Source organism: Pseudomonas hamedanensis (genome assembly GCF_014268595.2).
Taxonomy (GTDB): domain Bacteria; phylum Pseudomonadota; class Gammaproteobacteria; order Pseudomonadales; family Pseudomonadaceae; genus Aquipseudomonas; species Aquipseudomonas hamedanensis.
In genome coordinates this window covers 62,721-87,738 of record NZ_CP077091.1, presented here as the reverse complement: position 1 = coordinate 87,738, position 25,018 = coordinate 62,721, and the positions used below count along the sequence as shown (strand labels likewise).

Genomic DNA, 25,018 nt, shown 5'->3' with positions numbered 1-25,018 from the left:
CACTGTTCTGAAGAATATTGGTCAATGCCCGAGACGCTTTGCCCATGAACTAACAGCATCTTTAATCAATGCGTGGGCATGAATAAAAGCGGCCTTGCCTTGACGATACGGGTCATGTATTTCGCGCTCGCTCTGCCATTTACCGAGCAAAAACACTTTGCCCCTGGCGTGCGAGGCAATCTTCAGCACTTGATCGACATGCTTCTTTTCCATGACCAGAATCAGATCCGAGTCATTGACGATGTCCGAAGTCAGTTGCCGCGCCTTGAACGCTTCGGCGCAATGCCCGTGGTCTTCGAGCACCTGCCGCGCCGAAGGCTCAACGCCCTCGCCCACACGTGCGGAGAGGCCGGCGGAGGACACCGTGATGGCCGACGGGCCCAGCGCGTTGCGCAGCAGTAGTTCAGCCGTCGGACTTCGGCATATATTGCCCACGCAGACAACGAGGATCTTTTTGAACAAGTCTTGCTTTCCTGTGTAATATCAAACAGCCAACATGCCGCAAAAGTTAATGAACCCTCGCGACTTTCCTGCACTCAGAAATAGCTTCGCCCTGTTAGTACAGGACATTAAGTACCACAGCGTTTTAAGCCGCCCCAACCACAATTAGCGGACTAAAAATAACTGTGATTTTCAGCTGCGTTTTTCCTGACAAAAAATAACATTCACGCACTAAGTGCCATCACCCTTATCGAAAATTGAGTAACGGGATCATTATTCGTAGTTGTCATTCTCTCCGGGAGAGCAGACATGAAATCAGCACATCTGAATAAACTCGGCGCCCTCGCCCTGATGGCGCTCGGTGCAACCAGCCAGGTTCACGCCAGTGAGCTGTTCCCTAACCTTCCAGCAAAAACCATCGGTGTTCAGGTCAAAATCCAGAGCTTCACCGCCGCCGATGCCGCCCAAATCAAGGCAGCCGGCTTCAGCTTCGTGCGCTTCGGCGTGTGGAGCGACAGCCTGACCGCCCAGACCTACCAGAAGCAGGTCAGCGATGCTTTCGCCGCCGCCGCCTCAGCCGGGTTACCCGTGCTGCTGACCATGCGCGCAATCAAGGCACTGCCCGCGACTTCGCCCACTGAACTGGACGCAGCCGGCGGTAAGTTTGCCAACGCCGTGAGCGGACTGGAAAAGTCCTACAGCGCGCAATTGGTGGCAATCGAGATCTGGAATGAGCCAGACCTGGCAACCTACTGGCCAACGGGCAACTTCGACACCACCTTCGTGCCCTTCATGGCGGGTATGTGTAAAGCGCTGGAAGCTCAGCCTCAGCTGGCGCCGCGAGTCGGTTTCGGCTTTGCCCGGGCACCGAGCGCCGGCTCGGCCTCGACCGTTGCGCTGAAACGCATCGTCAGCGAACACCCTAAATGCCTGAACGCCGTCTCCTACCACCCGTATGGCATGACGGCCACCCAGATCAGCAACGCACAGACGTTCATCCAGCAGAATTTCAATCTGCCGGGCGTCATCAGTGAGTGGGGGGTTTCCGCGCTCGCGTCCAACGGTGGCCCCGAAGGGCAAGCGACCAGGATCAACGCATTTATCACGGACGTTAAACGGCTGAATATCCCGTTGACCTCTATCTACGAATGGAGAAACAGCGCCACGGGCAGTAACGAACGCGAGCAGAATTTTGGCTTGCTGACTTCCGACGGTCAGGCGAAACCGGCACGGCTGTCGGTCGAGCCGCTGTTAAACGCCGAGTAGCGCCTTGGGCGACCGACCTGTTCACAGGTCGGTCGCTTTGAACCTGTGGGCGGTTTTGGCATCGTATTCATCGACACCGCGCCCCGCCTTTCAAACAATCGTTTTCAGGTTGTTGCCGCAGGGGCCATCGATACACGTACACACCCTTGAGTGGCTGTCAGCGCTCGGGTAATGTCATCAGACCCATAGGATAGAGCACGCCCATGACTTCCAAGCTGGAACAACTCAAACAGTTCACTACCGTCGTTGCCGACACCGGCGACTTCGAAGCGATCGCCCGGGTCAAGCCGGTCGACGCCACCACCAACCCTTCCCTGCTGCTCAAGGCCGCAGCGATCCCTGGCTATGCCGAGCTGCTGAACGCTTGCGTCAGCGATTGCCGCGGCGATGTCGGCCTGGCCAGCGATCGTTTTGGCGTCGCGGTCGGTCAGGAAATTCTCAAGGTGATTCCGGGCCGTATCTCCACCGAAGTGGATGCGCGCCTGTCGTTCGACCAGGATGCCATCCTCAAACGTGCGCATCGCCTGATCGAGCTGTACGACAAGGCCGGCATCGGCCGCGATCGCGTACTGATCAAGATCGCCTCGACCTGGGAAGGCATCCGCGCTGCCGAGATCCTCGAGAAGGAAGGCATCCAGACCAACCTGACCCTGCTGTTCTCCTTCGCACAGGCCGCCGCGTGCGCCGATGCCGGGGTGTTCCTGATTTCGCCGTTCGTGGGGCGCATCTACGACTGGTACAAGAAGGCCAACGGCAACGACTACACCGGTGCCGATGATCCTGGCGTACAGTCGGTAACGCGCATCTACAACTACTACAAGGCCAATGACTACAAGACCGTGGTCATGGGCGCCAGCTTCCGCAACCTCAACCAGATCGAGCAACTGGCCGGCTGCGACCGCCTGACCATCAGCCCGGACCTGATCGACAAGCTGGCTGCCGACACCGGCAAGCTGGAGCGCAAACTGGCGCCGGGCAATGCCGGCGAAGCCCGTCTGAGCCTCAACGAAGCGCAATTCCGCTGGTTGTCCAACGAAGACGCGATGGCCACCGAGAAACTGGCTGAGGGCATTCGTCAATTCGCGCGTGATCAGGAGAAGCTTGAGGCGCTGTTGCAGGCCAAGCTGTGATTTGAGTATGTGAAATGCAAAAAGGGCGAACCTGTGAGGGTTCGCCCTTTTTTATGTCTGCTGAATATGTGTTGTTCTTATGGGCGCTTTCGCGACCAGGCTCACTCCTACAGGGGAACTGTGGAGTGATCGAGATTGTGTGTCGATAGAACCTGTAGGAGTGAGCCTGCTCGCGATGAGGCCAGCCCATGCACCATCAATTCAGCGGATCAATGCCGCTCCAGCGCATTCACCAGATCATGAAACGCTTCACGATTGGAGTCGTTCAGGCCCATGAGGATCTTGTGCGCTTCGAGCACCTTGATCCGCACCACTTCTTCCGACTGGTCCTGGTCCGGCAGGTCATCGAGGCACTCCGGGCAAGGCACCGGGTGGTTGACGATGTTGAACACCTGCTCGAAACCCATCGATTGCAGCAGACGGGTGATGTCTTCGTGGGTGGTGACGACGGTCGGCAACAGGCCGACCTTCTGGCGCGACAGGATCGACAGTTTGGCCAGCAGGCCCAACGTCGTGCTGTCAATGCTGCGGGTTTCGGTCAAATCGATCACGATCGCGTTGAAATTCAGCGCCGTGAAGATTTTCTCGATAGTCGCATCCAACGCCGAACACAGGGTCAGGCGAACTTCACCGACGAACTTCAGGACGAAGGTGCCGTCCTGCTCGGCGAACTGGATTCTACCGGTACTCATTAAAGATTCCTGCTCAACACCAACAGGGCGATATCATCCGGCATCTCCCCTAGCGTGGCCAATCCAAACACTTGCCGCAGACCATCCAGGCTGCCGCCCGCCAACTTCACCCGCTCGGGCAAAGCAGCTTCTTTTTCTTTGAGCGTAGCTTCTGGCAAAAGATCCAGAATGCCATCCGACATCAGCGTCAGGCTGAACGACGGCGGCAGCTCAAGCACGTGATCTTCGTAGGTGGCTTCATTGAAGAGGCCCACCGGCAGACCACGTCCTTCGAGGTAACGAACGCTGTCTGGCGTGTACAACACTGGCAACGGCAGATGCCCGCCGATGCTATAGGTCAACAAACCGGTCTCCTCGTCGATGACTCCACCGACCATTGTGACGTGTTTACCCAGCTTACAGCTGATCAGCCCCCGGTTGATATGACCGAGCACTTCCGACGGCTTGAATTCAGGCAGTGTACCGCTGCGCCTGGATTCGAACAGCAACCGCGTGGTCATGAACTTCAGCAGCACTGTCACGAAGGCTGAAGACGCGCCATGGCCCGAGACATCCGCCAGGTAAAACGCAACCCGGCGCTCGTCGACACGGAAATAGTCGACAAAATCCCCCGACAGATACAGCGACGGGATGATCTGGTGGGCGAAGCTGAATTCGTCAATGCGCCACGGGCTTTCGGGCAGCATGTTCATCTGCACCTGCCGACCGGCGTTCTGGTCTTCCTGGAGCAGGTTCAGGCTGGCTTCCAGTTCACGGTTGGCCTTTTCCAGCTTCTCGCGATAGCGCTGGTTTTCCAGCAACAGCCGCGCACGATCCAGGGCCCGGCGCACGGAATGCTCGAGCACGGCCAGATCTTCGAGAGGCTTGATCAGGTAATCCGCCGCACCCAGGCGCAGGGCCTCGACCGCGTCGTTCATCACGCCGGCACCCGACACCACGATCACCGGCGTTTGCGGCGACAGCTCGGTGACCTGGCGGATGAGTTCGAGTCCGCCCATCTGCGGCATGCGCAGATCGCAGATGACCAGGTCGGGCTGGTCTTGCTCGAATACCTGAAGGCCCTGTTGACCGTTGCCGGCCTGCAGGACGCTGAAACCACTGTCTTCCAAATAGGCCGCGAGACTCGCGCGCACTACTTCGTCATCATCGATTATCAGCAGCGTGGCACTGGTTTTTGGCATGTGGGCAAACGGCGCCAGAATTAGGTTGGCGTAGTTGGCGGAGCATTGGCCCCTGCGCAGACTACTGGATTCGCTTTCTAGCCTCTCTGGCACAGCGGTTTGGAGCATCGGCTCCAAACGCGGTTACACCAGAGGTGCCCTTCTAAGGCGCAGACGGTACTCCCATCCGCGGGGCGTTTCAAGCGTACGCCGATGGTCGCTTCGCGACTTTGTTTGTCAAAGCACCGAGAGTTATAAGAACGGCGCGCAGCGTAACCCGATGGAAGGTCCCACAGGCTCTGAGCGATGCGCTGGCACCGACAAAAAAGGCGACCCGAGGGTCGCCTTCCTGTGCAACGGCCGAAATCAGAAATCGTCTTCGACCTGACCGTCCTTCACCTTGAACTCGCGGTTCTGCAAGTAGGCGTTGCGGATAAAGGTGTACTTGTCACCGCTGATCAGCTTCTCGCTCGACAGCAGGCCGGCGCGAGTGTCGACAATGTTCAGGCCGAAAATCGAGTTACGCGTCGGCACGTGGTCGATGTAACGGTACGGGCCGGTGAAGCCGTCGACGTACTTGGACGGCGCGTCACGCAGGGTACTCGGGCCCATCAGCGGCAGCATTACGTATGGGCCACTGCCCACGCCCCAGTAACCGAGGGTCTGGCCGAAATCTTCGTCGCTGCGATTGAGGCCCATGTGGGTGCCAACGTCGAAGAAGCCGAGCAGGCCGAACGTGGTGTTGAAAATCAGTCGTGCGGTATCGACGCCAGCGGCAGCCGGTTTGGCCTGCAGGAGGTTGTTCGCCAGGTTGGTGACGTCACCGACGTTGCGGAACATGTTGTGAATGCCGTCTTCGACAAATTGCGGTGTGACGTATTGATAGCCCTGCGCCAACGGCTTCAGCGCGTAGGTATCAAGGAAATCGTTGAACTGGAAAATCGGCCGGTTAACGCTTTCCCAAGGGTCTTCTTCTGTTGCCGCCTGACTGGCAAACGGCGCCAGCAACAGGCCGGCACATACACTTAGCTGAGCGAGCGGATGGCTCCAGCGCATAGAAAAACTCCTTGGATTTGATACTGGCGAAGGCTTCGGAGCCTAAGCGTTAAGGCCGCTAGTATAAGCGTAAAAGGCAATTTGGGCAGTGCAGCGATGCAGCAGACTGTAGGAATATTCGCGCATTTTCCTGCGCCTGATTGTCATCCAACTGTCATCGACCGCCCCTAGCCTTAGGGTTTATTTCAGGGACGTTGCCATGACTCACGCCGAAACCTTGCCCGTCGCCGCGCCCAGCCTGACCGCCGTACTGTTCGGGCTCAGCGGCTGTCTGGTGGATTTCGGTGGTGGCGCGCGACGCCAAAGCATCGCGCTGCCCGAGCACGCTGTTCCCACCCCGGGCGCTCTGGAAAGCTTACGCAGTTTGCAGCGCCAGCAGATTCCCTGTGCGTGGCTGGACGAATTGTCCCCTGCCCTCGCGCAACCTTTGTCAGCCGCCCTGCCGGCTTGGATCAAACCCGCGCAACATTCGGCAACAATCAATCCGTGGCCCGCCCCGAACGCGTGCTGGCAGGCCTTGATGGATTTGAAGGTCGACAGCCTGGACGGTTGCGTACTGGTCAGCGGCGAACCCCGGCTGTTGCAAGCAGGCCTCAACGCCGGGCTGTGGACCATCGGCCTCGCCTCCTGCGGCTCGCTGTGCGGCCTGACACCGGAGGAATGGCAGGCCCTGGATCACAAAGAACGTGAGCAGTTGCGTGGCAAGGCCACCGTGCAGTTATTTGCGCTGGGCGTGCATTCGGTGATCGACCATTTGGGTGAACTCGACACCTGCCTGGCCGACATCAGCCTGCGCCGCCTCAAAGGCGAAAAGCCCTGATCAGGATCATGCAGGTTAAGCGAGAGTGGATTAATCTAAAGGTCAGCCACCGACCTTTGGCGCGCGGCTGCGGTCAATGCCAGTGCCTATTGATAAAAGGAAACCACCATGCCCGCTCAAGAACTGCAAAAACAGCTCGACACCCTGCGCGAGCAGTTGGAACAGAATCCGCCGCTGTCGGAAGTCGAGCGTCAGGATCTGCATGCGCTGATGGCAGATATCGAATCGAGAATTGAGCTGGAAAATGCCACTCAAGACGCGAGTATCGTCGATGGCGTGAACCTGGCGGTCGAACGTTTCGAGGTCGAACACCCGGCGATCGCCGGCACCCTGCGCAATATCATGAACACTCTGGGCAGCATGGGCATCTGATGCCCCACGCACAAAAAAGCCCTGCCAGCGATGGCAGGGCTTTTTCATTTCTACAGCCTGAAACGCAATCCCCTGTAGGAGTGAGCCTGCTCGCGATAGCTGCTTTACATTCACCATTGATGCTGACTGTTACACCGCAATCGCGAGCAGGCTCACTCCTACATTTATTGACGCACCAGACGATGGTTTGGCAACTGCATATCTTCTGTACTGCGATACGGGTTGATATCCAGCCCACCACGGCGAACGTAACGTGCAAACACCGTCAGTTTCTCAGGCTTCAACAACCGCTGCAGATCAAGGAAAATCCGCTCCACGCACTGCTCATGGAAATCCGAGTGTTGGCGGAAGCTGACGATGTATGCCAGCAGGCTGGCGTGATCCAGCGCCGCACCACGATATTGCACCACCACGCTGCCCCAGTCCGGCTGACTGGTCACCGGGCAGTTGGATTTGAGCAGATGGCTGTGCACGCTCTCTTCAACGATCCGTGAATCATCGCAACGCAACAGCTCAGGACGCGGATGCTCGTAGTTGCTGACGCTGATATCCAGATCGTCGATGCACACGCCCGGCAACGCCACGACGCCTTCGGCTTCCACGTCCTTCAGACTGCGAACCCGCACGCCCACCGGTTTGCCGGCGGCAGCGGAAAGGTCTTTGACCAGCGTCGCTTCCAGCGTGGCAACGTCGGCGAACGGCGTCTGGTTCAGCGAATTCAGGTACAGCTTGAACGACTTCGACTCGATGATATTCGGCGAATCCGCCGGGATGCTGAATTCGCCGATCGCCACCACCGGCTTGCCCGACGGCAACAGCCACGACAGCTCGAAGCAGTTCCAGAAATCCACGCCTTTGTACGGCAGGGTTTCGGCGGTCAGTCCCAGCTCGGCCCATTTCGCCGTGCGCGGAATCGGGAACAGCAGGGACGGTGTGTACGTGGCGATGTATTCGCTGGATTTGCCCAGCGGCGAGTGTTCGGCTGCGGGATGCATGGCGGAAACCTGACTGAAGAATCAGCGGATTCTACCAGCCTTTGCGTCCGCCTTTGAGTGCTTACTGACTGACAGTCAGTTTGCCGACCATGCCTGCCTGATAATGCCCGGGGATATTGCAGGCGAACTCCAGGTTCGTTGCCTTGCTGAATGTCCAGGTCAACTCGGCGCGCTTGCCCGGTTCGACCAGCACGCTATTGGGGTCGTCATGCTTCATCCCGTGGCCCATCGCCGCATGATCCATGCCCGCCATGCCGTGGGACATTTCTTTCATGCCTGTCGGCGTGAGCATGCCGCTCTGCTGCATTTGCAGCATTTCCTGCTGGTGACCGGCATGCATCGCCGCATCACCGAGGTTGAATTCGTGCAGCAACTGGCCTTTATTCACCAGCACAAAGCGAACCGTCTCACCGGCTTTGAGCTCAAGGGTTTTGGGCTCGAACGTCATGTCCTCCATGACGATCTCGACGCTGCGCGAAGCCTGGCTGGCAGACGCCGGTTGGCCGAAGTCATAGGTGTGGGCGGGCGCGGCCCACACCGGCGAACTGATTGCCAGCCAGCAGGCAGCCAGCGTCAGGGTTTTGCGCAAAAACATGGTCGTACTCCAACAAGAAAAGGTTCAGCCTGTGGGAAACTCTAAGCGCCCCGCGCTGGCATCGACCTGACAAGCAGATTACAACTTTGTCAGGTTCATGCCGGGCGAGCGTTCTCACGATATAAAGTCTGCGTATTGACACCCGAACCCACCCGAGTCGCCCATGAAACTGTTGATCGTCGAAGACCAAGCGAAAACCGGCCAATACCTGCGCCAGGGCCTGACCGAAGCCGGCTTCAACACCGAACTGGTGGCCGACGGCATCAGCGGCCAGCAACTGGCGCTGAGCGGCGATTACGCGCTGCTGATCCTCGACGTGATGCTGCCCGGGCGTAACGGCTGGCAAATCCTGCAAGCGGTGCGCAGCGCCGGGCTGGAGACGCCAGTGCTTTTTCTGACGGCCAAAGACGCGGTGGAAGACAGGGTTCACGGCCTCGAACTCGGCGCCGACGATTATCTGGTCAAGCCCTTCGCCTTCTCCGAACTGCTGGCCCGGGTGCGCAGCCTGTTACGCCGCGGCAGCGCCAGCGCACAGGAAACCAGCCTGCAACTGGCCGACCTGCGCCTGGACCTGATTCGCCGTCGCGTCGAACGCAGCGGGCAGCGCATCGACCTGACGGCCAAGGAGTTCGCCCTGCTGGAGATGCTGTTGCGCCGTCAGGGCGAGGTGCTGCCAAAATCGTTGATCGCCTCACAAGTCTGGGACATGAATTTCGACAGTGACACCAACGTCATCGAGGTCGCCATTCGGCGTTTGCGCCTGAAGATTGACGACGAATACCCGCAAAAACTGATCCACACGGTGCGCGGCATGGGTTACGTACTGGAAGAGCGCGGCGTCTGATGCGCCGGTTGTCCTTGAGTACCCGTCTGGCCTTGCTGTTTGCCGCCTGCACAGCCGTGGTTTCGCTGTTCGCCGGAGTGCTGTTCGATCGCGCCAGCGAGGCGCACTTCATCGAACTCGACCAGCAACAACTCGATGCCCGCTTGCTCGGTCTGCGCCGTGCCATGCAGGGCGTGCAAGCCGATCAACGGGAAACGCGCCTGGCCGATGAACTGAGCCGTCAGGCCGATCTGTCCCTGCGCATTACCGGCAGCGACGGCCAGCACTGGTACGCCAGTTCGCCGCAGATCCCCGAGCAGTTGCCACAAGCCGCAGGCCTGTCGACCATCAGCCACAATGGCACCGACTATCGCCTGCTCAATGCCCCGCTTTATCCGGGCCAACCTGACTCGCCGCAATTGACGCTGCTGCTCGACATCACCCATCACCAGCATTTTCTGCAACGCATGCAGCATCTGATCTGGCTGACGGTCGGCCTCTCGGCACTGGCCACCGCGCTGCTTGGGGCCTGGGCCGCGCGCAGCGGTTTACGCCCGCTAAGGCGCATGAGTGCGGTGGCCGGGGGTATTTCCGCACAATCGCTGAATGCGCGATTGCCGCAAGCACACATGCCGCCGGAGCTTGCGCAAATGGCCCACAGCTTCAATGCCATGCTCGCCCGACTCGACGAGTCGTTTCAGCGGCTCTCGGCGTTTTCCGCCGACATCGCCCATGAGCTGCGCACGCCTCTGTCAAACCTGCTGACCCACACTCAAGTCACCCTCACCCGCCCCAGGACGCTTGAGGACTACCGCGAAGCGCTGCACAGCAATCTTGAAGAACTGCAATGGATGGCGCAGTTGGTCAATGACATGTTGTATCTGGCCAAGGCTGACCACGGCTTGCTGATGCCCAAGCGCGAAGCGCTGGAGCTGGAAGATGAAGCCGACATGTTGCTCGAGTTTTTTGCGCCATTGGCGGAAGACGCCGGCGTGCGTTTGAGCCGTGAAGGAAAGGCGCGTATCGAAGGTGATCGCGGCATGTTGCGCCGGGCCCTGTCGAACCTGCTGGATAACGCGTTGCGGTTTACCCAGGCCGAGGGTTACGTTCGCTTGAGCATTGTCGATGAGACGAACGCCGTGCGCGTTTGCGTCGAGAACAGTGGTGAGGGGATTTCAGCGCAGTTGTTGCCACGCTTGTTTGATCGATTCTATCGGGCCGATCCGGCGCGACAGGAAGGCAGCAGTGAGCATGCGGGGCTGGGGCTGGCGATTACTCAGTCGATCGTGCGGGCGCATGGCGGGACGATTCATTGCGAATCGGAGGCGGGGGTGACGCGGTTTGTGATCCAACTACCCCGAACCTGAGGCCAGCAGGTCCGGCCCCTTCGCGAGCAGGCTCGCTCCTACAGGGGGGAACGCATTCCAATTGTAGGAGTGAGCCTGCTCGCGATAGCGGTTCTGAAGTTTACGAATATCTCAACGCATGCGCCGGCTCAATCTTCGCCGCCCGCCACGCCGGGTACACCGTTGCCAGAAAGCTGAGAATAAAGCCAGCCGAGCAAATCAACAGCACATCGCCACCCTGCAGTTCCGACGGCAGATTGCTGACGAAATACACATCCGAACTGAAGATATGCTGCCCGGTCACGCGCTCGACCCAGCCGACCAATTCACTGACATTGAGCGCTGCAATCACGCCCAACACACCGCCAATGATCGTGCCGACAATGCCGATCACCGTGCCTTGCACCATGAAGATCGCCATGATCTGCCGTGGCGTGGCGCCAATGGTGCGCAGGATCGCGATGTCTGCGCCTTTGTCGTTCACCACCATGATCAGCGTCGCGATGATGTTGAACGCCGCCACTGCGACGATCATCAGCAACAGCAGGCCGATCATGGTCTTTTCCATCTTCATCGCACTGAACAGGCTGCCCTGGGTGTGGGTCCAGTCGTCAGCCTTGAAGTCGGCACCGAGACCGCTGGCAATGTCGGACGACACCTTGGGTGCCGCGTACAGATCCTTGACCGCCAGCCGCACGCTCTGCACCTGATTCGGTTGCCAATGCTGCATGGTCGCGGCATCGGCCACGTGGATCAGGCCCATCGAGCCGTCCAGCTCGGCGCCGACCTTGAACACACCCACCACATTCAGCCGCTGCATGCGCGGAGTTATACCGCCCGGCGCGGTGCTGACTTCCGGGACGATCAAGGTGATCTTGTCGCCGACATTCAGACGAAAACGCCGCGCCGTGATCTCACCGATCACCACGCCAAACTCCCCCGGTTTGAGGGCATCGAGACGGCCCTGGACGATGTGCTGAGCAACGATCGAGACCTTGCCTTCCTGCGCCGGATCGACACCGCTGATCTGGATCGGCTGCATCGCGCCCTTATAGGAAAGCATGCCTTCCATTTCGGTGAACGGCACAGCGGCGGTGACTTCCGGGTTTTTCATCGCGGCGGCGGCCACCGGCTGCCAGTCATCGATCGGCTTGACGCCGACGATGGTCGCGTGCGGCACCATGCCGAGGATGCGCGAGCTCATTTCGCGCTGAAAGCCGTTCATCACCGACAACACCACGATCATCGCCAGCACGCCGAGGGCGAGGCCGATCATCGAGGTCATCGAAATGAACGAAACAAAGCGATTGCGGCGCTTGGCGCGGGTATAGCGCGTGCCGATAAAGATCGATAACGGTCTGAACATTCGCTGGGGCACCGTATAAAAATAAAAGACCCGGCGCCATTACGGGCGCCTGGTTTCAGCCAGTCAGATGGGGGTCAGGCAACCTTCCTGCAATTGCAGGACGCGGTCCATCTGGCGAGCCAGGTTCATGTCATGCGTGACCACCAGGAACGCCGTGCGCATTGAGGTGCTCAACTCCAGCATCAAATCCTGGATGCCTTCAGCGGTGTGCAGGTCGAGGTTGCCGGTCGGCTCGTCGAGCATCACCAGGCCCGGATTGTTCACCAGCGCGCGGGCAATGGCCACACGCTGGCGTTCGCCGCCGGACAGCTCCGAAGGTTTGTGTTCGAGGCGATGGCCGAGACCGACACGCTCCAGCAATGCCGTGGCACGCTGACGTGCTTCGGGAATTGCCGTTTTGCCGATCAGCAGCGGCATGCAGACGTTTTCCAGCGCGGTGAATTCCGGCAGCAAGTGGTGAAACTGATAGACGAAGCCCAAGGCACGATTGCGCAGCAGGCCACGCTTCTTCTCGCTCAGCGCCGACAGCTCTTCACCGTCGAGCCAGACGCTGCCCTTGCTCGGCGTATCGAGGCCGCCAAGCAGGTTGAGCAAGGTACTTTTGCCCGAACCCGACTTGCCGACGATCGCCACACGCTCGCCCGGGTGCAACTCCAGTTGCAGACCGGCCAGCACTTCTACCGACTCCGGGCCTTCCTCGTAGGATTTGCCCAGGTTGCGGCAGCTCAGAATTGCTTGTTCACTCATGCCCGACTCACTCATAACGTAACGCCTCCGCCGGCTGGGTGCGCGCGGCACGCCAGGCGGGATACAGGGTGGCGAGGAAACTCAGGACCAACGCGGCGGCGCAAACCATGACGACATCCTGGCTCTGCACCTGCGACGGAAGATAATCAATGAAATACACGTCAGCATTAAGGAATTTGTGGCCGATCAACCCTTCCAGGGCCGAGATGGCCGCGCTGACGTTAAGCGCGGCAAAAATGCCGACCACCGCGCCAATGGCTGTGCCGACCACACCGATCACCGTACCTTGCACCATGAACGTACGCATGATCGTGCCCGGCGTCGCGCCCAGTGTGCGCAGAATGGCGATGTCGCCCTTCTTGTCGTTCACCACCATTACCAGGGTGGAAATGATATTGAACGCCGCCACCGCAACGATCAGCAGCAACAGCAGGCCGATCATGGCTTTTTCCATGCGGATCGCCTGATAAAGATTGCCGTGGGTGCGAGTCCAGTCGCGGGCGTAGTAGCGGTCTTCGCCGAGCTGCTGGGCGATGTTCCACGCCTCACGTGGGGCCTGGAACAGGTCGTCGAACTTCAGGCGCAGGCCCTGCACCTGATCCGGCTTCCAGCGGTGCATCTTCGCCAGGTCCTGCAGGTTGGTCACACCGAGATAGCCGTCGAGTTCACCGGCGCCGACATGGAAAATCCCGACCACGGTAAAGCGCTTCATGCGCGGGAACATCCCGGCGGGGGTCACGCTGACCTCCGGCGCGACGAAGGTGACCTTGTCACCGATGCCGACACCCAGCTTGGTCGCAGCCTTGTCGCCGATGACGATGCCGAAGCTGCCCGGCGTCAGGTCGTCGAGTTTGCCCTGCTTCATGAAGTTGTCGATGATCGACACATTGCGCTCCAGCGCAGGGTCGATGGCATTGAGCAACACCTTGGAGACCTGACCGTTGTTGGTCAGCAGGCCCTGCATCTGGGTGAACGGCGCCACCGCCGTCACTTGCCGGTTTTGTTTGACCTTGGCGGCGAGGCTCTGCCAATCATTGATCGGTTCGCCAGTCTCAAGGGTCGCGTGGGGCACCATGCCCAGCACGCGGGTGCGCATCTCATGATCGAAGCCGTTCATCACCGACAGCACGACAATCATCACGACCACGCCAAGGGCGAGCCCGATCATCGAAGTCAGGGAAATGAATGACACAAAATGATTGCGACGCTTTGCACGGGTATAACGCGTGCCGATAAATACGAAGAGAGGTCTGAACATGTCGGGGCTTGTTCGGAGGGAAAAGGAACGTCCTTGTGGCGGGGGTCGATAACCAGCTTTACACTCAGACCACCGCCGCTACCATGGGTTCGCCATGTCGACATTAGATGAAGAAGATCGCCGCGAATACTACCGTATCGAGGACACGATCGCACTGGAAATTCGGCCCCTGTCCGCTCCCGAAGCCGCAGGCGAGGAAGTGTTGCAGGATGCTTCCCCACTCTTCAACCTGCTCAGCGAACTGCACCTGAGCGAATTCGAGTCGCAGCACCTGTTGCGCCAGATCAGCGAGCGCGACCGGGCAATCGCCGCGTTCCTCAAATCCCAGAACAAACGCATCGACCTGCTCAGCCAGGTGGTCGCCCTGACCGTGCTCGGCCACATCGGCGAGCCACAACCGGTGATCATCTCCGAAGGCGGGATCGACTTTCAGTACCCGACAGCGATTGCCACCGGGGCACACCTGTCGGTCAAGCTGGTGTTGATGCCACAGGCACTGGGCCTGCTGCTGCGCGCCCGCGTCACCCACTGCGACCGCAAGGGCGATGGCTATGACGTCGGCACCGAGTTCGAACACCTGACCGATGCCCAGCGCCAGTTGCTCGCCCGCTACATCTTGCAGAAGCAGGCGCAGGAACGACGTCTGGCTCGCGAACAGAACGAATCTGGCATCTAACTTAAGGAAGCACCGTGACCCTCATTTACGGCCACCGCGGCGCCAAGGGCGAAGCACCGGAAAATACCCTGAGCAGTTTTCAGGAATGTCTCAAGCACGGCGTGCGCCGTTGCGAACTGGATCTGCACCTGTCCAAGGACGGCGAGCTGATGGTCATCCATGACCCTACGCTCAAGCGCACCACCGACCGTCGCGGCAAAGTTGTCGAGCACACCGCTGCCGAGCTGGTGACCTACGACGCGCGCAAGGGTGGCCCGGGCTGGATCAAGCCCTGCCCGATTCCCACGCTGGAAGAGCTGTTCGAACAATGTGATTTCGAGCACTGGCAGCTTGAAGTCAAAAGCGCTTCACGCACGCGCGCCGCAACCACCGTGCTGGCGATTCGGGAAATGGCTCAGCGCCATGGCTTGCTCGACAAGGTGACGATCACCTCGAGTTCGCGGGAAGTGTTGAAAGCGGCAGTGGACCTGGTTCCGGACGTATCCCGTGGCCTGGTGGCCGAATACGCCTGGCTCGATCCGCTGAAAGTGGCGGCCAGCTATGGCTGTGAGATTCTCGCGTTGAACTGGACACTGTGTACGCCGGAACGCCTGCAAAAGGCGCAGCGCCAAGGTCTGCATGTGTCGGTGTGGACCGTCAACGAGCCCGCGCTGATGCGCAGACTCGCCGACTTCGGCGTTGACAGCCTGATTACAGACTTTCCCGGTTTGGCCACTGCCACCCTTGAGAATTGCTGAAATCGGTCTCCCCGGCCGGCTCAGGCCACCGGCCGGAGCCCGTCAAAAAAGCCGGTTGAGGCCGTCGTATGCAGCTACCCGATAGGCTTCGGCCATGGTCGGGTAGTTGAACGTGGTGTTGACGAAATATTTCAGCGTATTCAGTTCGCCCGGCTGGTTCATGATCGCCTGACCGATGTGGACGATCTCCGACGCCTGATAACCGAAGCAGTGCACACCGAGCACTTCCAGGGTTTCGCGGTGGAACAGGATCTTCAGCATGCCTTGCGGCTCGCCGGCAATCTGCGCCCGCGCCATGCTCTTGAAGAACGCCTTGCCGACTTCGTAAGGCACTTTGGCCTGAGTCAGTTCCTGCTCGTTCTTGCCGATCGAGCTGATCTCCGGAATCGTGTAGATGCCGGTCGGCACGTCATTGACGAAACGCCAGCTGCCGTTATCAACGATGCTGCCAGCGGCCGAACGGCCCTGGTCGTGAGCGGCACTGGCCAGGCTCGGCCAGCCGATCACGTCACCGGCACCGTAGATATTTTCCACGCAGGTGCGGTAGTTCTGGTCGACTTCGATCTGGCCACGGCTGTTGACCTTGACGCCAATGTTTTCCAGACCCAGCGTATCGGTGTTGCCGGTACGGCCGTTGCACCAGAGCAAGGCGTCGGCCTTGATCTTCTTGCCCGACTTGAGGTGCAGGATCACGCCGTTGTCCACGCCTTCGACGCGGTCGTAGTCTTCGTTGTGGCGCACGGTGATGTTGTTGTTGCTGAAGTGATAGCTCAACGCTTGGGAGATTTCCGAGTCGAGGAAGCTCAGCAACTGGCCACGGTTGTCGACCAGCTCGACCAGCACACCCAGACCACTGAAGATCGAGGCGTATTCACAGCCGATCACACCGGCGCCGTAAACGATCAGTTTGCGCGGGGTGTGGCCGAGGCTGAGGATGGTGTCGCTATCGTAGATACGCGGGTGATGGAAATCGATGTCCGCCGGACGATAAGGGCGCGAACCGGTGGCAATGATGATGTGCTTGGCGACCAGTTTCTCGACCACACCGTTGCCGCAGACCACTTCGATGGTTTGCTCGTCGGCGAAGCTGCCGGTGCCGAAGAATACGTCGACGCGATTACGGGCGTAGTAGCCGGTGCGCGATGCGACTTGTTTGGAAATGACTTTTTCGGCGCTTTTCAACACGTCCGGGAAGGAGAACCAGCGCGGCTCGCCGATCGCCCGGAACATCGGGTTGGTGTTGAACTGCATGATCTGCCGCACCGAGTGACGCAGTGCCTTGGACGGAATGGTGCCGAGGTGGGTGCAGTTGCCGCCGACCTGACGACGGCTGTCGACCATCGCGACCTTGCGCCCTGCTTTGGCGGCGTTCATTGCCGCGCCTTCTCCCGCCGGGCCGGAACCCAGCACCACCACGTCGTAGTTGTAGACAGCCATGCGTACTCCTCAGAACAGGCCGCGGTGCCAGCAGCACCGGCGGCTAAATCACGCCGAACAACGGCGCGAAGGAACAATTGGGGGCCAGTAGAGAACCCGGACACAGTCTATAGAAGCGTCAACGCCGCGCACATTAACCCTTGGTCGCGTCGTAGGCTACTTTTGCCTGCACTACAACGCCAGCTTTCGTCTTGTCTTCAATCAATTTTTTGCACCCGCGAGCTGATCGAACGCCTCACTGGTGCGGATGATAAAACCTGTATCGGCACGCAAGACAAAGAATGCAGCAATGGCATGTTTTTGGGCATAGTCCCGCGCCCTTTCCGGGCCGAGAATCAGCAACAGCGTCGATAGTCCATCGGCCATCAGCGCTGAAGGATGAATCACCGTGACGGACGCCAGGTCGTGTAGGACCGGGGCACCGCTGCGCGCATCGACGGTGTGGGAATAGCGCCGGCCATCCTGCAGAAAATAGTTACGGTAATCGCCGGACGTGGACACGCCGTAGCCGTCGACATTAATAATGCGCTCGGCCACTTGCTGGTCGTCACGAGGCTCTTCCAATGCGATGCGCCAGGGCGAGCCATCAAGCTTTTTCCCCTTGGCCTTTAATTCGCCCGTGGCTTCGACGAGGTAAGCGTGGATGCCCATGGCCTCCAGCCTCGCGGCAATGCTGTCCGCGGCGTAGCCGGCTGCGATGCTGTTCAGGTCGACTTCGACAGCGGCGTCCTTGCACAAGCGGTTGCCGTCGATGTGCAAGTGCTGATAGCCGACGCGCTGCATGACCTCACTTACCGCCGCCGGGTCGGGGATCTTTTCCGCGCGCCCTTGCGGACCGAATCCCCAGAGGTTGATCAGCGGTTCGACGGTCAGGTCGTAAGCACCCGCGCTTTGCGCCGACAGGTGTTCGCCGACACGGACCAATTGCAATACCGAGGCGGGCATGGCCAGACAGTCATTGGCGGGCAAGGCGTTGAAGCGCTCGATAGCCGAATCGCTCCGATAGGTCGACATCTGTAGATCGACTTCAGCGAGGATGCACGCCACTTCGCCGCGCACTTGCGCAGGATCGGCGAGGCCGGCATGGCGCACGTACTTGACCGACCAGGTACTGCCCATCGTCGGGCCGCCAATGCTCTCCATGGAATCGCCGTTGCCACAGCTGGCGCACAGCATCGCCAGCATCACAAGCCCCACCCAGCGTCCAGTTAACAATTCTTCATCTCCCCGCAAAACCGCGGCGGCCATTATGGACTACAGCGCCCGCTCGCTCCCGCACGGCTGCAATGCCTTTCTACAAAATTGAAACAGTGAGTAACCGACCATGTCCTCCACCCCGGGCAAAGGCAAAGCGATTTTCCGCGTTGTCAGCGGCAACTTCCTCGAAATGTTCGATTTCATGGTCTACGGCTTCTATGCCACGGCCATCGCCAAAACCTTCTTCCCCACCGACAGCGCCTTCGCTTCGCTGATGCTGTCGCTGGCCACCTTTGGTGCCGGCTTCCTGATGCGCCCGCTGGGGGCGATTTTCCTCGGCGCCTATATCGACCGTCACGGACGGCGCAAAGGACTGATCATCACCTTGGCGATGATGGCCGCCGGCACAGTGCTGATTGCCTGCGTGCCCGGCTACGCGACGCTCGGTGTCGCCGCGCCGCTGCTGGTGTTATTCGGACGACTGCTGCAAGGCTTCTCAGCCGGCGTTGAGCTGGGCGGCGTCTCGGTCTATCTGGCAGAAATCTCCACACCGGGGCGCAAAGGCTTTTTCGTCAGTTGGCAGTCTGCCAGCCAACAGGCTGCGGTGGTCTTCGCCGGCCTGCTTGGGGTCGGCCTCAACCATTGGCTGAGCCCGGAGCAAATGGGCGAATGGGGCTGGCGCGTGCCGTTTCTGATTGGCTGCTTGATCGTGCCGGTGATTTTCTTCATCCGCCGCTCGCTGGAGGAAACCCCGGAATTCCAGGCGCGTACCCACCGCCCCACCCTCGGCGAAGTCGTCCGTTCGATCGGCCAGAACTTTGGCATCGTCATCGCCGGCATGGCGCTGGTGGTGATGACCACGGTGTCGTTCTACCTGATCACCGCGTACACGCCGACTTTCGGCAAGGCAGAGTTGCACCTGTCAGATCTCGATGCGTTGCTGGTGACGGTGTGTATCGGCCTGTCGAACTTCTTCTGGCTGCCGGTGATGGGCGCGGTGTCCGACAAGATCGGCCGAAAACCCTTACTGCTGGCGGCGACGACTCTGGCGATTCTTACCGCCTACCCTGCCCTGTCGTGGCTGGTGGCGAATCCTAGCTTCAGCCATTTGCTGATCGTCGAACTGTGGCTGTCGTTCCTCTATGGCTCGTACAACGGCGCGATGGTGGTGGCGCTGACCGAAATTATGCCGGTGGAAGTGCGCACGACCGGTTTCTCTCTGGCGTACAGCCTGGCGACGGCGACGTTTGGCGGGTTTACCCCGGCGGCGTGCACGTATCTGATTCATGTGCTGGACAATAAGGCGGCGCCGGGAATCTGGCTCAGTGGCGCGGCGGTGTTGGGGTTGATTGCGACGTTGGTGCTGTTTCGTGGCAACCGGCATGAACTGCGCACGGCGCAAGCGTCGGTTGCCAGCGGCGCCTGACAGAATGCTTTCGCGAGCAGGCTCGCTCCCACAGGAGACGTGATCGTTCCCACGCTCTGCGTGGGAATGCACCCCGGGACACTCTGCGTCCCATTGGAACGCGGAGCGTCCCTTGAGGCATTCCCACGCAGAGCGTGGGAACGATCACTCCACAAACAAAAACGCCCCGACAAAATGTCGGGGCGTTTTCGTTCAAGCCTGCGGCTTAGCGCGGGAACGCTGGCGGATTTACATCAGCCATGTCTTCCATCACGCGAACCACCTGGCAGCTATAGCCGAACTCGTTGTCGTACCACACGTACAGCACAACGCGGTTGTCCTGAACGATGGTCGCTTCAGCGTCGACCACACCGGCGTGGCGCGAACCGACGAAGTCAGTCGACACCACTTCCTGCGAATTGACGAAATCGATCTGCTTGTGCAGTTCGGAGTGCAGCGCCATGTAGCGCAGGTACTCGTTCATCTCCTCACGGGTGGCGGCTTTCTCAAGGTTGAGATTGAGAATGGCCATCGACACGTTCGGCGTCGGCACGCGAATCGCGTTGCCGGTCAGCTTGCCGGCCAGCTCAGGCAGGGCCTTGGCAGCAGCGGTGGCGGCACCGGTCTCGGTGATCACCATGTTCAGTGCGGCGCTACGGCCACGGCGATCGCCCTTGTGGAAGTTGTCGATCAGGTTCTGGTCGTTGGTGTACGAGTGAACGGTTTCGACGTGACCGTTGATGATGCCGAACTTGTCGTTAACCGCTTTGAGCACCGGCACGATAGCGTTGGTGGTGCAGGAAGCAGCCGACACGATCTTGTCGTCAGCGGTGATTTCACCGTGGTTAATGCCGTGAACGATGTTCTTCAGCTTGCCCTTGCCAGGTGCGGTCAGAACAACGCGGTCGATACCCGGGCAGGCCAGGTGCTGACCCAGGCCATCGGCGTCACGCCATACACCGGTGTTGTCCACCAGCAGCGCGTCTTTGATACCGTACTGGGTGTAATCCACCTCGGTCGGGTTCTTCGCGTAGATCACCTGGATCAGGTTACCGTTGGCAGTGATGGTGTTGTTTTCTTCGTCGATGGTAATGGTACCGTTGAACGAACCGTGCACCGAATCGCGACGCAGCAGGCTGGCGCGTTTGGTCAGGTCGTTCTCGGCGCCTTTGCGCACGACGATGGCGCGCAGACGCAGGCCGTCGCCACCACCGGTTTTTTCGATCAGGATGCGCGCCAGCAGGCGGCCGATACGACCGAAGCCGTACAGCACAACGTCGGTGCCTTTGCGGGGCGAAGCGTTTTGCTGACCCACCACGTCAGCCATTTCTTCACGCACGAACTGCTCGGCGCTGCGGCCATTGCCTTCGTTACGGAATTTGAACGCCAACTTGCCCAGGTCTACCGAAGCCGCGCCGAGCTTGAGCTCGCTCATGGCCTTGAGCAGTGGGAATGTTTCGTGGACGGAGAGTTCGCTGTCGTCGGAGGAACGGTGGCGCGCAAAGCGGTGAGCTTTGAGAATCGCGATGACAGACTGGTTGATCAGGCTGCGGCCATAGATCGAGCTCACCACATTGTTATTGCGGTAGAGCTGACCGATAAGCGGGATCATCGCTTCTGCGAGTGCTTCACGGTCGATCCATTCACCAAGACACTGGTCGGGCTTCTGAGTCACGGTAACCTTCCACATGTAGGGGCAGAAAAAAGGGGCTACATTATGCCGCCGACAACCTCTTTCAGCAATGCGCGCTTGTCGCCAATCCGTTAACAAAATCCTCTTCAAAAAAATTACGCCGCTCTCCAGCCCAGTAAAACCGCGGCTTGCAGCGCAGTCAATTTTTCGACGACTGTTAGACGATGTCTGTAACCCTCCGAAACACCACCCGGTTTCGGCACTACATAACCACTGAAAAAGTGCTCGTTTTTATGGTTACCACTACATTTCGTCCAAACCGCGAAGATAGACGTAGTCTGCAACTGACAGGTGGCACCGCAGACCGCTACAATTACCGACTTTGTCGCAACGCCTGGAGCTCAACCTTCCGTGCCTGTTCTGCGTCTACCGCTACTCCCTGCCGAGGCAGGTAAACAGCATTGGGGCAATCTGCCCGGTGCTGCCCTCAGCCTGGCGATTGCCGAGGCTGCCAGCGCTGCCAAGCGCTTCACCCTGCTGCTGACCGCCGACAGCCAAAGCGCCGAACGGCTGGAACAGGAGCTGAGTTTCTTCGCCCCGGATTTGCCCGTGCTGCATTTCCCCGACTGGGAAACCCTGCCGTACGATTTGTTCTCGCCACACCAGGACATCATTTCCCAGCGCATCGCCAGCTTATACAGGCTGCCGGAATTGGCGCATGGCGTACTGGTGGTGCCGATTACCACGGCCCTGCACCGACTGGCGCCGACCAAATTCCTGCTCGGCAGCAGCCTGGTGCTGGATATCGGCCAGAAGCTCGATGTCGAGCAGATGCGCGCGCGGCTTGAGGCCAGCGGCTATCGCTACGTCGACACAGTTTATGAGCACGGCGAATTCACCGTACGTGGCGCGCTGATCGACCTGTTCCCGATGGGCAGCAAACTGCCCTATCGCATCGACCTGTTCGATGATGAAATCGAAACCCTGCGCACCTTCGATCCGGAAACCCAGCGTTCGATCGACAAGGTCGAATCGGTCAAGCTACTGCCGGCCCGCGAGTTTCCGTTGCAGAAAGATGCAGTCACCCGCTTCAAAGCGCGCTTCCGTGAGCGCTTCGACGTGGACTTCCGCCGTTGCCCGATCTTTCAGGACCTGAGCAGTGGTATCACACCGGCCGGTATCGAGTACTATCTGCCGCTGTTCTTCGACGAAACCTCGACGCTGTTCGACTACCTGCCGCAGGACACTCAGGTGTTCTCACTGCCGGGCATCGAGCAAGCGGCGGAGAATTTCTGGAACGACGTGCGCAATCGGTATGAAGAGCGCCGCGTCGATCCTTCGCGCCCTTTATTGCCACCGGCCGAATTGTTCCTGCCGGTGGAAGACTGCTTTGCACGGCTGAAGAACTGGCGACGGGTAGTGGCGAGTCAGCAAGACGTTGAGAGCGGTGTCGGCCGTGAACGCTTCCCGGCGCATGCATTGCCGGATCTGGCGATCGAAGCCAAAGCCACCCAACCGCTGGCGGCGCTGGCAGGCTTCCTCGAACAATTCCCCGGACGCGTGCTGTTCACCGCCGAATCGGCGGGTCGTCGCGAAGTCCTGCTGGAACTGCTCGAACGCCTGAAGCTGCGTCCAAAAACCGTCGATAGCTGGCCGGATTTCGTCGCTGGCAAGGATCGTCTGGCGATCACCATCGCCCCGCTCGACGAAGGTCTGGTGCTCGACGACCCGGCACTGGCACTGGTCGCGGAAAGTCCGCTGTTCGGCCAACGGGTGATGCAACGACGTCGCCGCGAGAAGCGCAGCGACGTCAGCAACGATGCAGTGATCAAGAACCTCACCGAGCTGCGCGAAGGCGCGCCGGTGGTGCACATTGATCACGGTGTCGGTCGCTATCTGGGCCTGACGATTCTGGAAATCGACAATCAGGCCGCCGAATTTCTCACCCTCGAATACGCCGAGAACGCCAAGCTCTACGTGCCGGTTGCCAACCTGCACCTGATCGCCCGTTACACCGGCAGCGACGACTCGCTGGCGCCGCTGCATCGTCTCGGCTCGGAAACCTGGCAGAAAGCCAAACGCAAAGCCGCCGAACAGGTGCGCGACGTCGCCGCCGAACTGCTCGACATTTACGCCCGTCGCGCCGCCCGCGAAGGTTACGCGTTCGCCGACCCGAAAGCCGATTACGCCACGTTCAGCGCCGGTTTCCCGTTCGAAGAAACCCCGGACCAGCAAGCGACCATCGAAGCCGTGCGCGAAGACATGCTCGCGCCGAAACCGATGGATCGCCTGGTCTGCGGCGACGTCGGCTTCGGCAAGACCGAAGTGGCCATGCGCGCCGCGTTCATCGCGGTGCACGGCGGTCGTCAGGTGGCGATTCTGGTGCCGACCACCCTGCTCGCCCAGCAGCACTACAACAGTTTCCGCGACCGCTTCGCCGACTGGCCGGTGACCGTAGAGGTGATGAGCCGCTTCAAGTCCGCCAAGGAAGTCAACGCGGCGATTGCAGATCTGGCGGAAGGCAAGATCGACATTGTCATCGGCACGCACAAGCTGCTGTCCGACGACGTGAAAATCAAAAACCTCGGCCTGGTGATCATCGACGAAGAACACCGCTTTGGCGTGCGTCAGAAAGAACAGCTCAAGGCGCTGCGCAGCGAAGTCGACATTCTCACCCTGACCGCGACACCGATTCCGCGCACGCTGAACATGGCGGTGTCGGGCATGCGCGACCTGTCGATCATCGCCACGCCACCCGCGCGACGCCTGTCGGTGCGCACCTTCGTCATGGAGCAGAACAAGAGCACGGTCAAAGAGGCCCTGCTGCGCGAGCTGCTGCGTGGCGGCCAGGTCTACTACTTGCACAACGATGTGAAAACCATCGAGAAATGCGCCGCCGACCTCGCCGAACTGGTGCCGGAAGCGCGCATTGGTATTGGCCACGGGCAGATGCGCGAGCGCGACCTCGAACAGGTGATGAGCGACTTCTATCACAAGCGTTTCAACGTGCTGATCGCCTCGACCATCATCGAGACCGGCATCGACGTGCCGAGCGCCAACACCATCATCATCGAACGAGCCGACAAGTTCGGTCTGGCACAGCTGCACCAGTTGCGTGGCCGCGTCGGCCGCAGTCACCACCAGGCTTACGCCTACCTGCTGACGCCGCCGCGCCAGCAAATCACTTCGGACGCGGAAAAGCGTCTGGAAGCGATCGCCAACACCCAGGACCTCGGCGCCGGCTTCGTGCTGGCGACCAACGACCTGGAAATCCGCGGCGCTGGCGAACTGCTCGGCGACGGTCAGAGCGGGCAGATTCAGGCGGTGGGCTTCACGCTGTACATGGAAATGCTCGAACGCGCGGTGAAGTCGATTCGCAAAGGCGAGCAGCCGAACCTCGATCAGCCGCTTGGCGGTGGTCCGGAAGTCAACCTGCGGGTGCCGGCGCTGATTCCGGAAGACTATCTGCCGGATGTGCATGCGCGCCTGATTCTGTATAAACGCATCGCCTCAGCCACCGATGAAGAAGGTCTGAAGGATCTGCAGGTCGAGATGATCGACCGCTTCGGCCTGCTGCCGGAGCCGACCAAGAACCTGGTGCGGATCACCGCGTTGAAACTGCAGGCGGAAAAGCTCGGCATCAAGAAAGTCGATGGCGGGCCGCAGGGCGGGCGCATCGAGTTCGAAGCCCAGACGCCAGTCGACCCGATGACCCTGATCAAGCTGATCCAGACGCAGCCCAAACGCTACAAATTCGAAGGCGCGACGATGTTTAAATTCCAGGTGCCGATGGAGCGCCCGGAAGAACGTTTTAATACTGTAGAGGCGCTGTTTGAGCGTCTCATCCCGAAATCCGCTTGAAGGAC

22 protein-coding genes are annotated in these 25,018 nt (G+C 59.8%); 10 read left to right on the top strand and 12 right to left on the bottom strand.

What is annotated here, in order from left to right; genetic code table 11:
- Positions 1–21: 21 nt before the first annotated feature.
- A complete protein-coding gene (locus HU739_RS00395; protein WP_186550430.1) occupies positions 22–462 on the bottom strand; it encodes a low molecular weight protein-tyrosine-phosphatase in 441 nt (146 codons plus the stop codon).
- 288 nt (positions 463–750) lie between these two features.
- Between HU739_RS00395 and HU739_RS00390 the strand changes: the two genes are divergently transcribed.
- Together HU739_RS00390 and tal are read left to right on the top strand one after the other, a co-directional pair.
- Entirely contained in the window at positions 751–1,707 is a 957-nt protein-coding gene (locus tag HU739_RS00390; protein WP_186550428.1) for a cellulase family glycosylhydrolase, read from the top strand.
- 203 nt (positions 1,708–1,910) lie between these two features.
- On the top strand, positions 1,911–2,837 hold the full coding sequence (gene tal / locus HU739_RS00385) for a transaldolase (protein WP_186550426.1): 927 nt from the start codon (positions 1,911–1,913) through the stop codon (positions 2,835–2,837).
- Positions 2,838–3,046: 209 nt separating this feature from the next.
- Here tal and rssC read toward each other — a convergent pair whose 3' ends face one another.
- From rssC to HU739_RS00370, 3 genes are all read right to left on the bottom strand, one after another.
- Positions 3,047–3,529: an anti-sigma factor antagonist RssC gene (gene rssC / locus HU739_RS00380; protein WP_003226553.1), complete on the bottom strand. Its 483-nt coding sequence runs from the start codon at positions 3,527–3,529 to the stop codon at positions 3,047–3,049.
- On the bottom strand, positions 3,529–4,710 hold the full coding sequence (rssB, locus tag HU739_RS00375) for a two-component system response regulator RssB (RefSeq protein WP_186550424.1): 1,182 nt from the start codon (positions 4,708–4,710) through the stop codon (positions 3,529–3,531). The genes rssC and rssB overlap by 1 nt, the downstream gene beginning before the upstream one ends.
- 345 nt (positions 4,711–5,055) lie before the next feature.
- The gene (locus HU739_RS00370) at positions 5,056–5,745 is read right to left on the bottom strand and encodes an MlaA family lipoprotein (protein WP_186550422.1); all 690 of its coding nucleotides are present in this window, start codon (positions 5,743–5,745) and stop codon (positions 5,056–5,058) included.
- A 199-nt stretch (positions 5,746–5,944) separates the two neighbouring features.
- Here HU739_RS00370 and HU739_RS00365 point away from each other — a divergent pair, with 199 nt between their 5' ends.
- Positions 5,945–6,565: an HAD family phosphatase gene (locus HU739_RS00365; RefSeq protein ID WP_186550420.1), complete on the top strand. Its 621-nt coding sequence runs from the start codon at positions 5,945–5,947 to the stop codon at positions 6,563–6,565.
- A 108-nt stretch (positions 6,566–6,673) separates the two neighbouring features.
- The gene (locus HU739_RS00360) at positions 6,674–6,937 is read left to right on the top strand and encodes a DUF4404 family protein (RefSeq protein WP_186550418.1); all 264 of its coding nucleotides are present in this window, start codon (positions 6,674–6,676) and stop codon (positions 6,935–6,937) included.
- A 164-nt stretch (positions 6,938–7,101) separates the two neighbouring features.
- On the opposite strand, the gene queF is transcribed toward HU739_RS00360, so the two are convergent.
- Both queF and copI read right to left on the bottom strand, forming a co-directional pair.
- Positions 7,102–7,932 carry an NADPH-dependent 7-cyano-7-deazaguanine reductase QueF gene (gene queF / locus HU739_RS00355; protein WP_186550416.1) on the bottom strand — a complete coding sequence of 277 codons (831 nt, stop codon included), beginning with the start codon at positions 7,930–7,932 and terminating at the stop codon, positions 7,102–7,104.
- 61 nt (positions 7,933–7,993) lie between these two features.
- Positions 7,994–8,527 carry a copper-resistant cuproprotein CopI gene (gene copI, locus HU739_RS00350; protein WP_186550414.1) on the bottom strand — a complete coding sequence of 178 codons (534 nt, stop codon included), beginning with the start codon at positions 8,525–8,527 and terminating at the stop codon, positions 7,994–7,996.
- Positions 8,528–8,690: 163 nt separating this feature from the next.
- Between copI and HU739_RS00345 the strand changes: the two genes are divergently transcribed.
- The gene (locus HU739_RS00345; protein WP_186550412.1) at positions 8,691–9,371 is read left to right on the top strand and encodes a heavy metal response regulator transcription factor; all 681 of its coding nucleotides are present in this window, start codon (positions 8,691–8,693) and stop codon (positions 9,369–9,371) included.
- Positions 9,371–10,717, top strand: coding sequence for a heavy metal sensor histidine kinase (locus tag HU739_RS00340; RefSeq protein WP_186550410.1), 1,347 nt, complete (start codon positions 9,371–9,373; stop codon positions 10,715–10,717). Before HU739_RS00345 ends, HU739_RS00340 begins: the two co-directional genes overlap by 1 nt.
- A 100-nt stretch (positions 10,718–10,817) precedes the next feature.
- On the opposite strand, the gene HU739_RS00335 is transcribed toward HU739_RS00340, so the two are convergent.
- The 3 genes from HU739_RS00335 to HU739_RS00325 form a co-directional block, all read right to left on the bottom strand.
- Entirely contained in the window at positions 10,818–12,062 is a 1,245-nt protein-coding gene (locus HU739_RS00335; RefSeq protein WP_186550408.1) for a lipoprotein-releasing ABC transporter permease subunit, read from the bottom strand.
- A 63-nt stretch (positions 12,063–12,125) separates the two neighbouring features.
- A complete protein-coding gene (gene lolD, locus HU739_RS00330; RefSeq protein ID WP_407681938.1) occupies positions 12,126–12,824 on the bottom strand; it encodes a lipoprotein-releasing ABC transporter ATP-binding protein LolD in 699 nt (232 codons plus the stop codon).
- Positions 12,817–14,067: a lipoprotein-releasing ABC transporter permease subunit gene (locus tag HU739_RS00325; protein WP_186550404.1), complete on the bottom strand. Its 1,251-nt coding sequence runs from the start codon at positions 14,065–14,067 to the stop codon at positions 12,817–12,819. Before HU739_RS00325 ends, lolD begins: the two co-directional genes overlap by 8 nt.
- 94 nt (positions 14,068–14,161) lie before the next feature.
- Here HU739_RS00325 and HU739_RS00320 point away from each other — a divergent pair, with 94 nt between their 5' ends.
- Together HU739_RS00320 and HU739_RS00315 are read left to right on the top strand one after the other, a co-directional pair.
- A complete protein-coding gene (locus tag HU739_RS00320) occupies positions 14,162–14,743 on the top strand; it encodes a PilZ domain-containing protein (RefSeq protein WP_186550402.1) in 582 nt (193 codons plus the stop codon).
- 14 nt (positions 14,744–14,757) lie between these two features.
- Positions 14,758–15,480 carry a glycerophosphodiester phosphodiesterase gene (locus tag HU739_RS00315; protein ID WP_186550400.1) on the top strand — a complete coding sequence of 241 codons (723 nt, stop codon included), beginning with the start codon at positions 14,758–14,760 and terminating at the stop codon, positions 15,478–15,480.
- A gap of 42 nt (positions 15,481–15,522) precedes the next feature.
- Here the strand turns inward: HU739_RS00315 and sthA are convergent, their stop codons facing one another.
- The gene (gene sthA, locus HU739_RS00310) at positions 15,523–16,917 is read right to left on the bottom strand and encodes a Si-specific NAD(P)(+) transhydrogenase (RefSeq protein ID WP_186550398.1); all 1,395 of its coding nucleotides are present in this window, start codon (positions 16,915–16,917) and stop codon (positions 15,523–15,525) included.
- Positions 16,918–17,118: 201 nt separating this feature from the next.
- Positions 17,119–18,165 carry an FAD:protein FMN transferase gene (locus tag HU739_RS00305; protein ID WP_186550396.1) on the bottom strand — a complete coding sequence of 349 codons (1,047 nt, stop codon included), beginning with the start codon at positions 18,163–18,165 and terminating at the stop codon, positions 17,119–17,121.
- A gap of 76 nt (positions 18,166–18,241) precedes the next feature.
- On the opposite strand from HU739_RS00305, the gene tcuC reads away from it, so the two are divergent.
- Positions 18,242–19,540: an MFS transporter gene (gene tcuC, locus HU739_RS00300; protein ID WP_186550394.1), complete on the top strand. Its 1,299-nt coding sequence runs from the start codon at positions 18,242–18,244 to the stop codon at positions 19,538–19,540.
- Positions 19,541–19,745: 205 nt separating this feature from the next.
- Here the strand turns inward: tcuC and HU739_RS00295 are convergent, their stop codons facing one another.
- A complete protein-coding gene (locus HU739_RS00295) occupies positions 19,746–21,209 on the bottom strand; it encodes a glyceraldehyde-3-phosphate dehydrogenase (RefSeq protein ID WP_186550392.1) in 1,464 nt (487 codons plus the stop codon).
- 354 nt (positions 21,210–21,563) lie between these two features.
- Here HU739_RS00295 and mfd point away from each other — a divergent pair, with 354 nt between their 5' ends.
- Entirely contained in the window at positions 21,564–25,013 is a 3,450-nt protein-coding gene (gene mfd / locus HU739_RS00290; RefSeq protein WP_186550390.1) for a transcription-repair coupling factor, read from the top strand.
- Positions 25,014–25,018 lie beyond the last annotated feature (5 nt).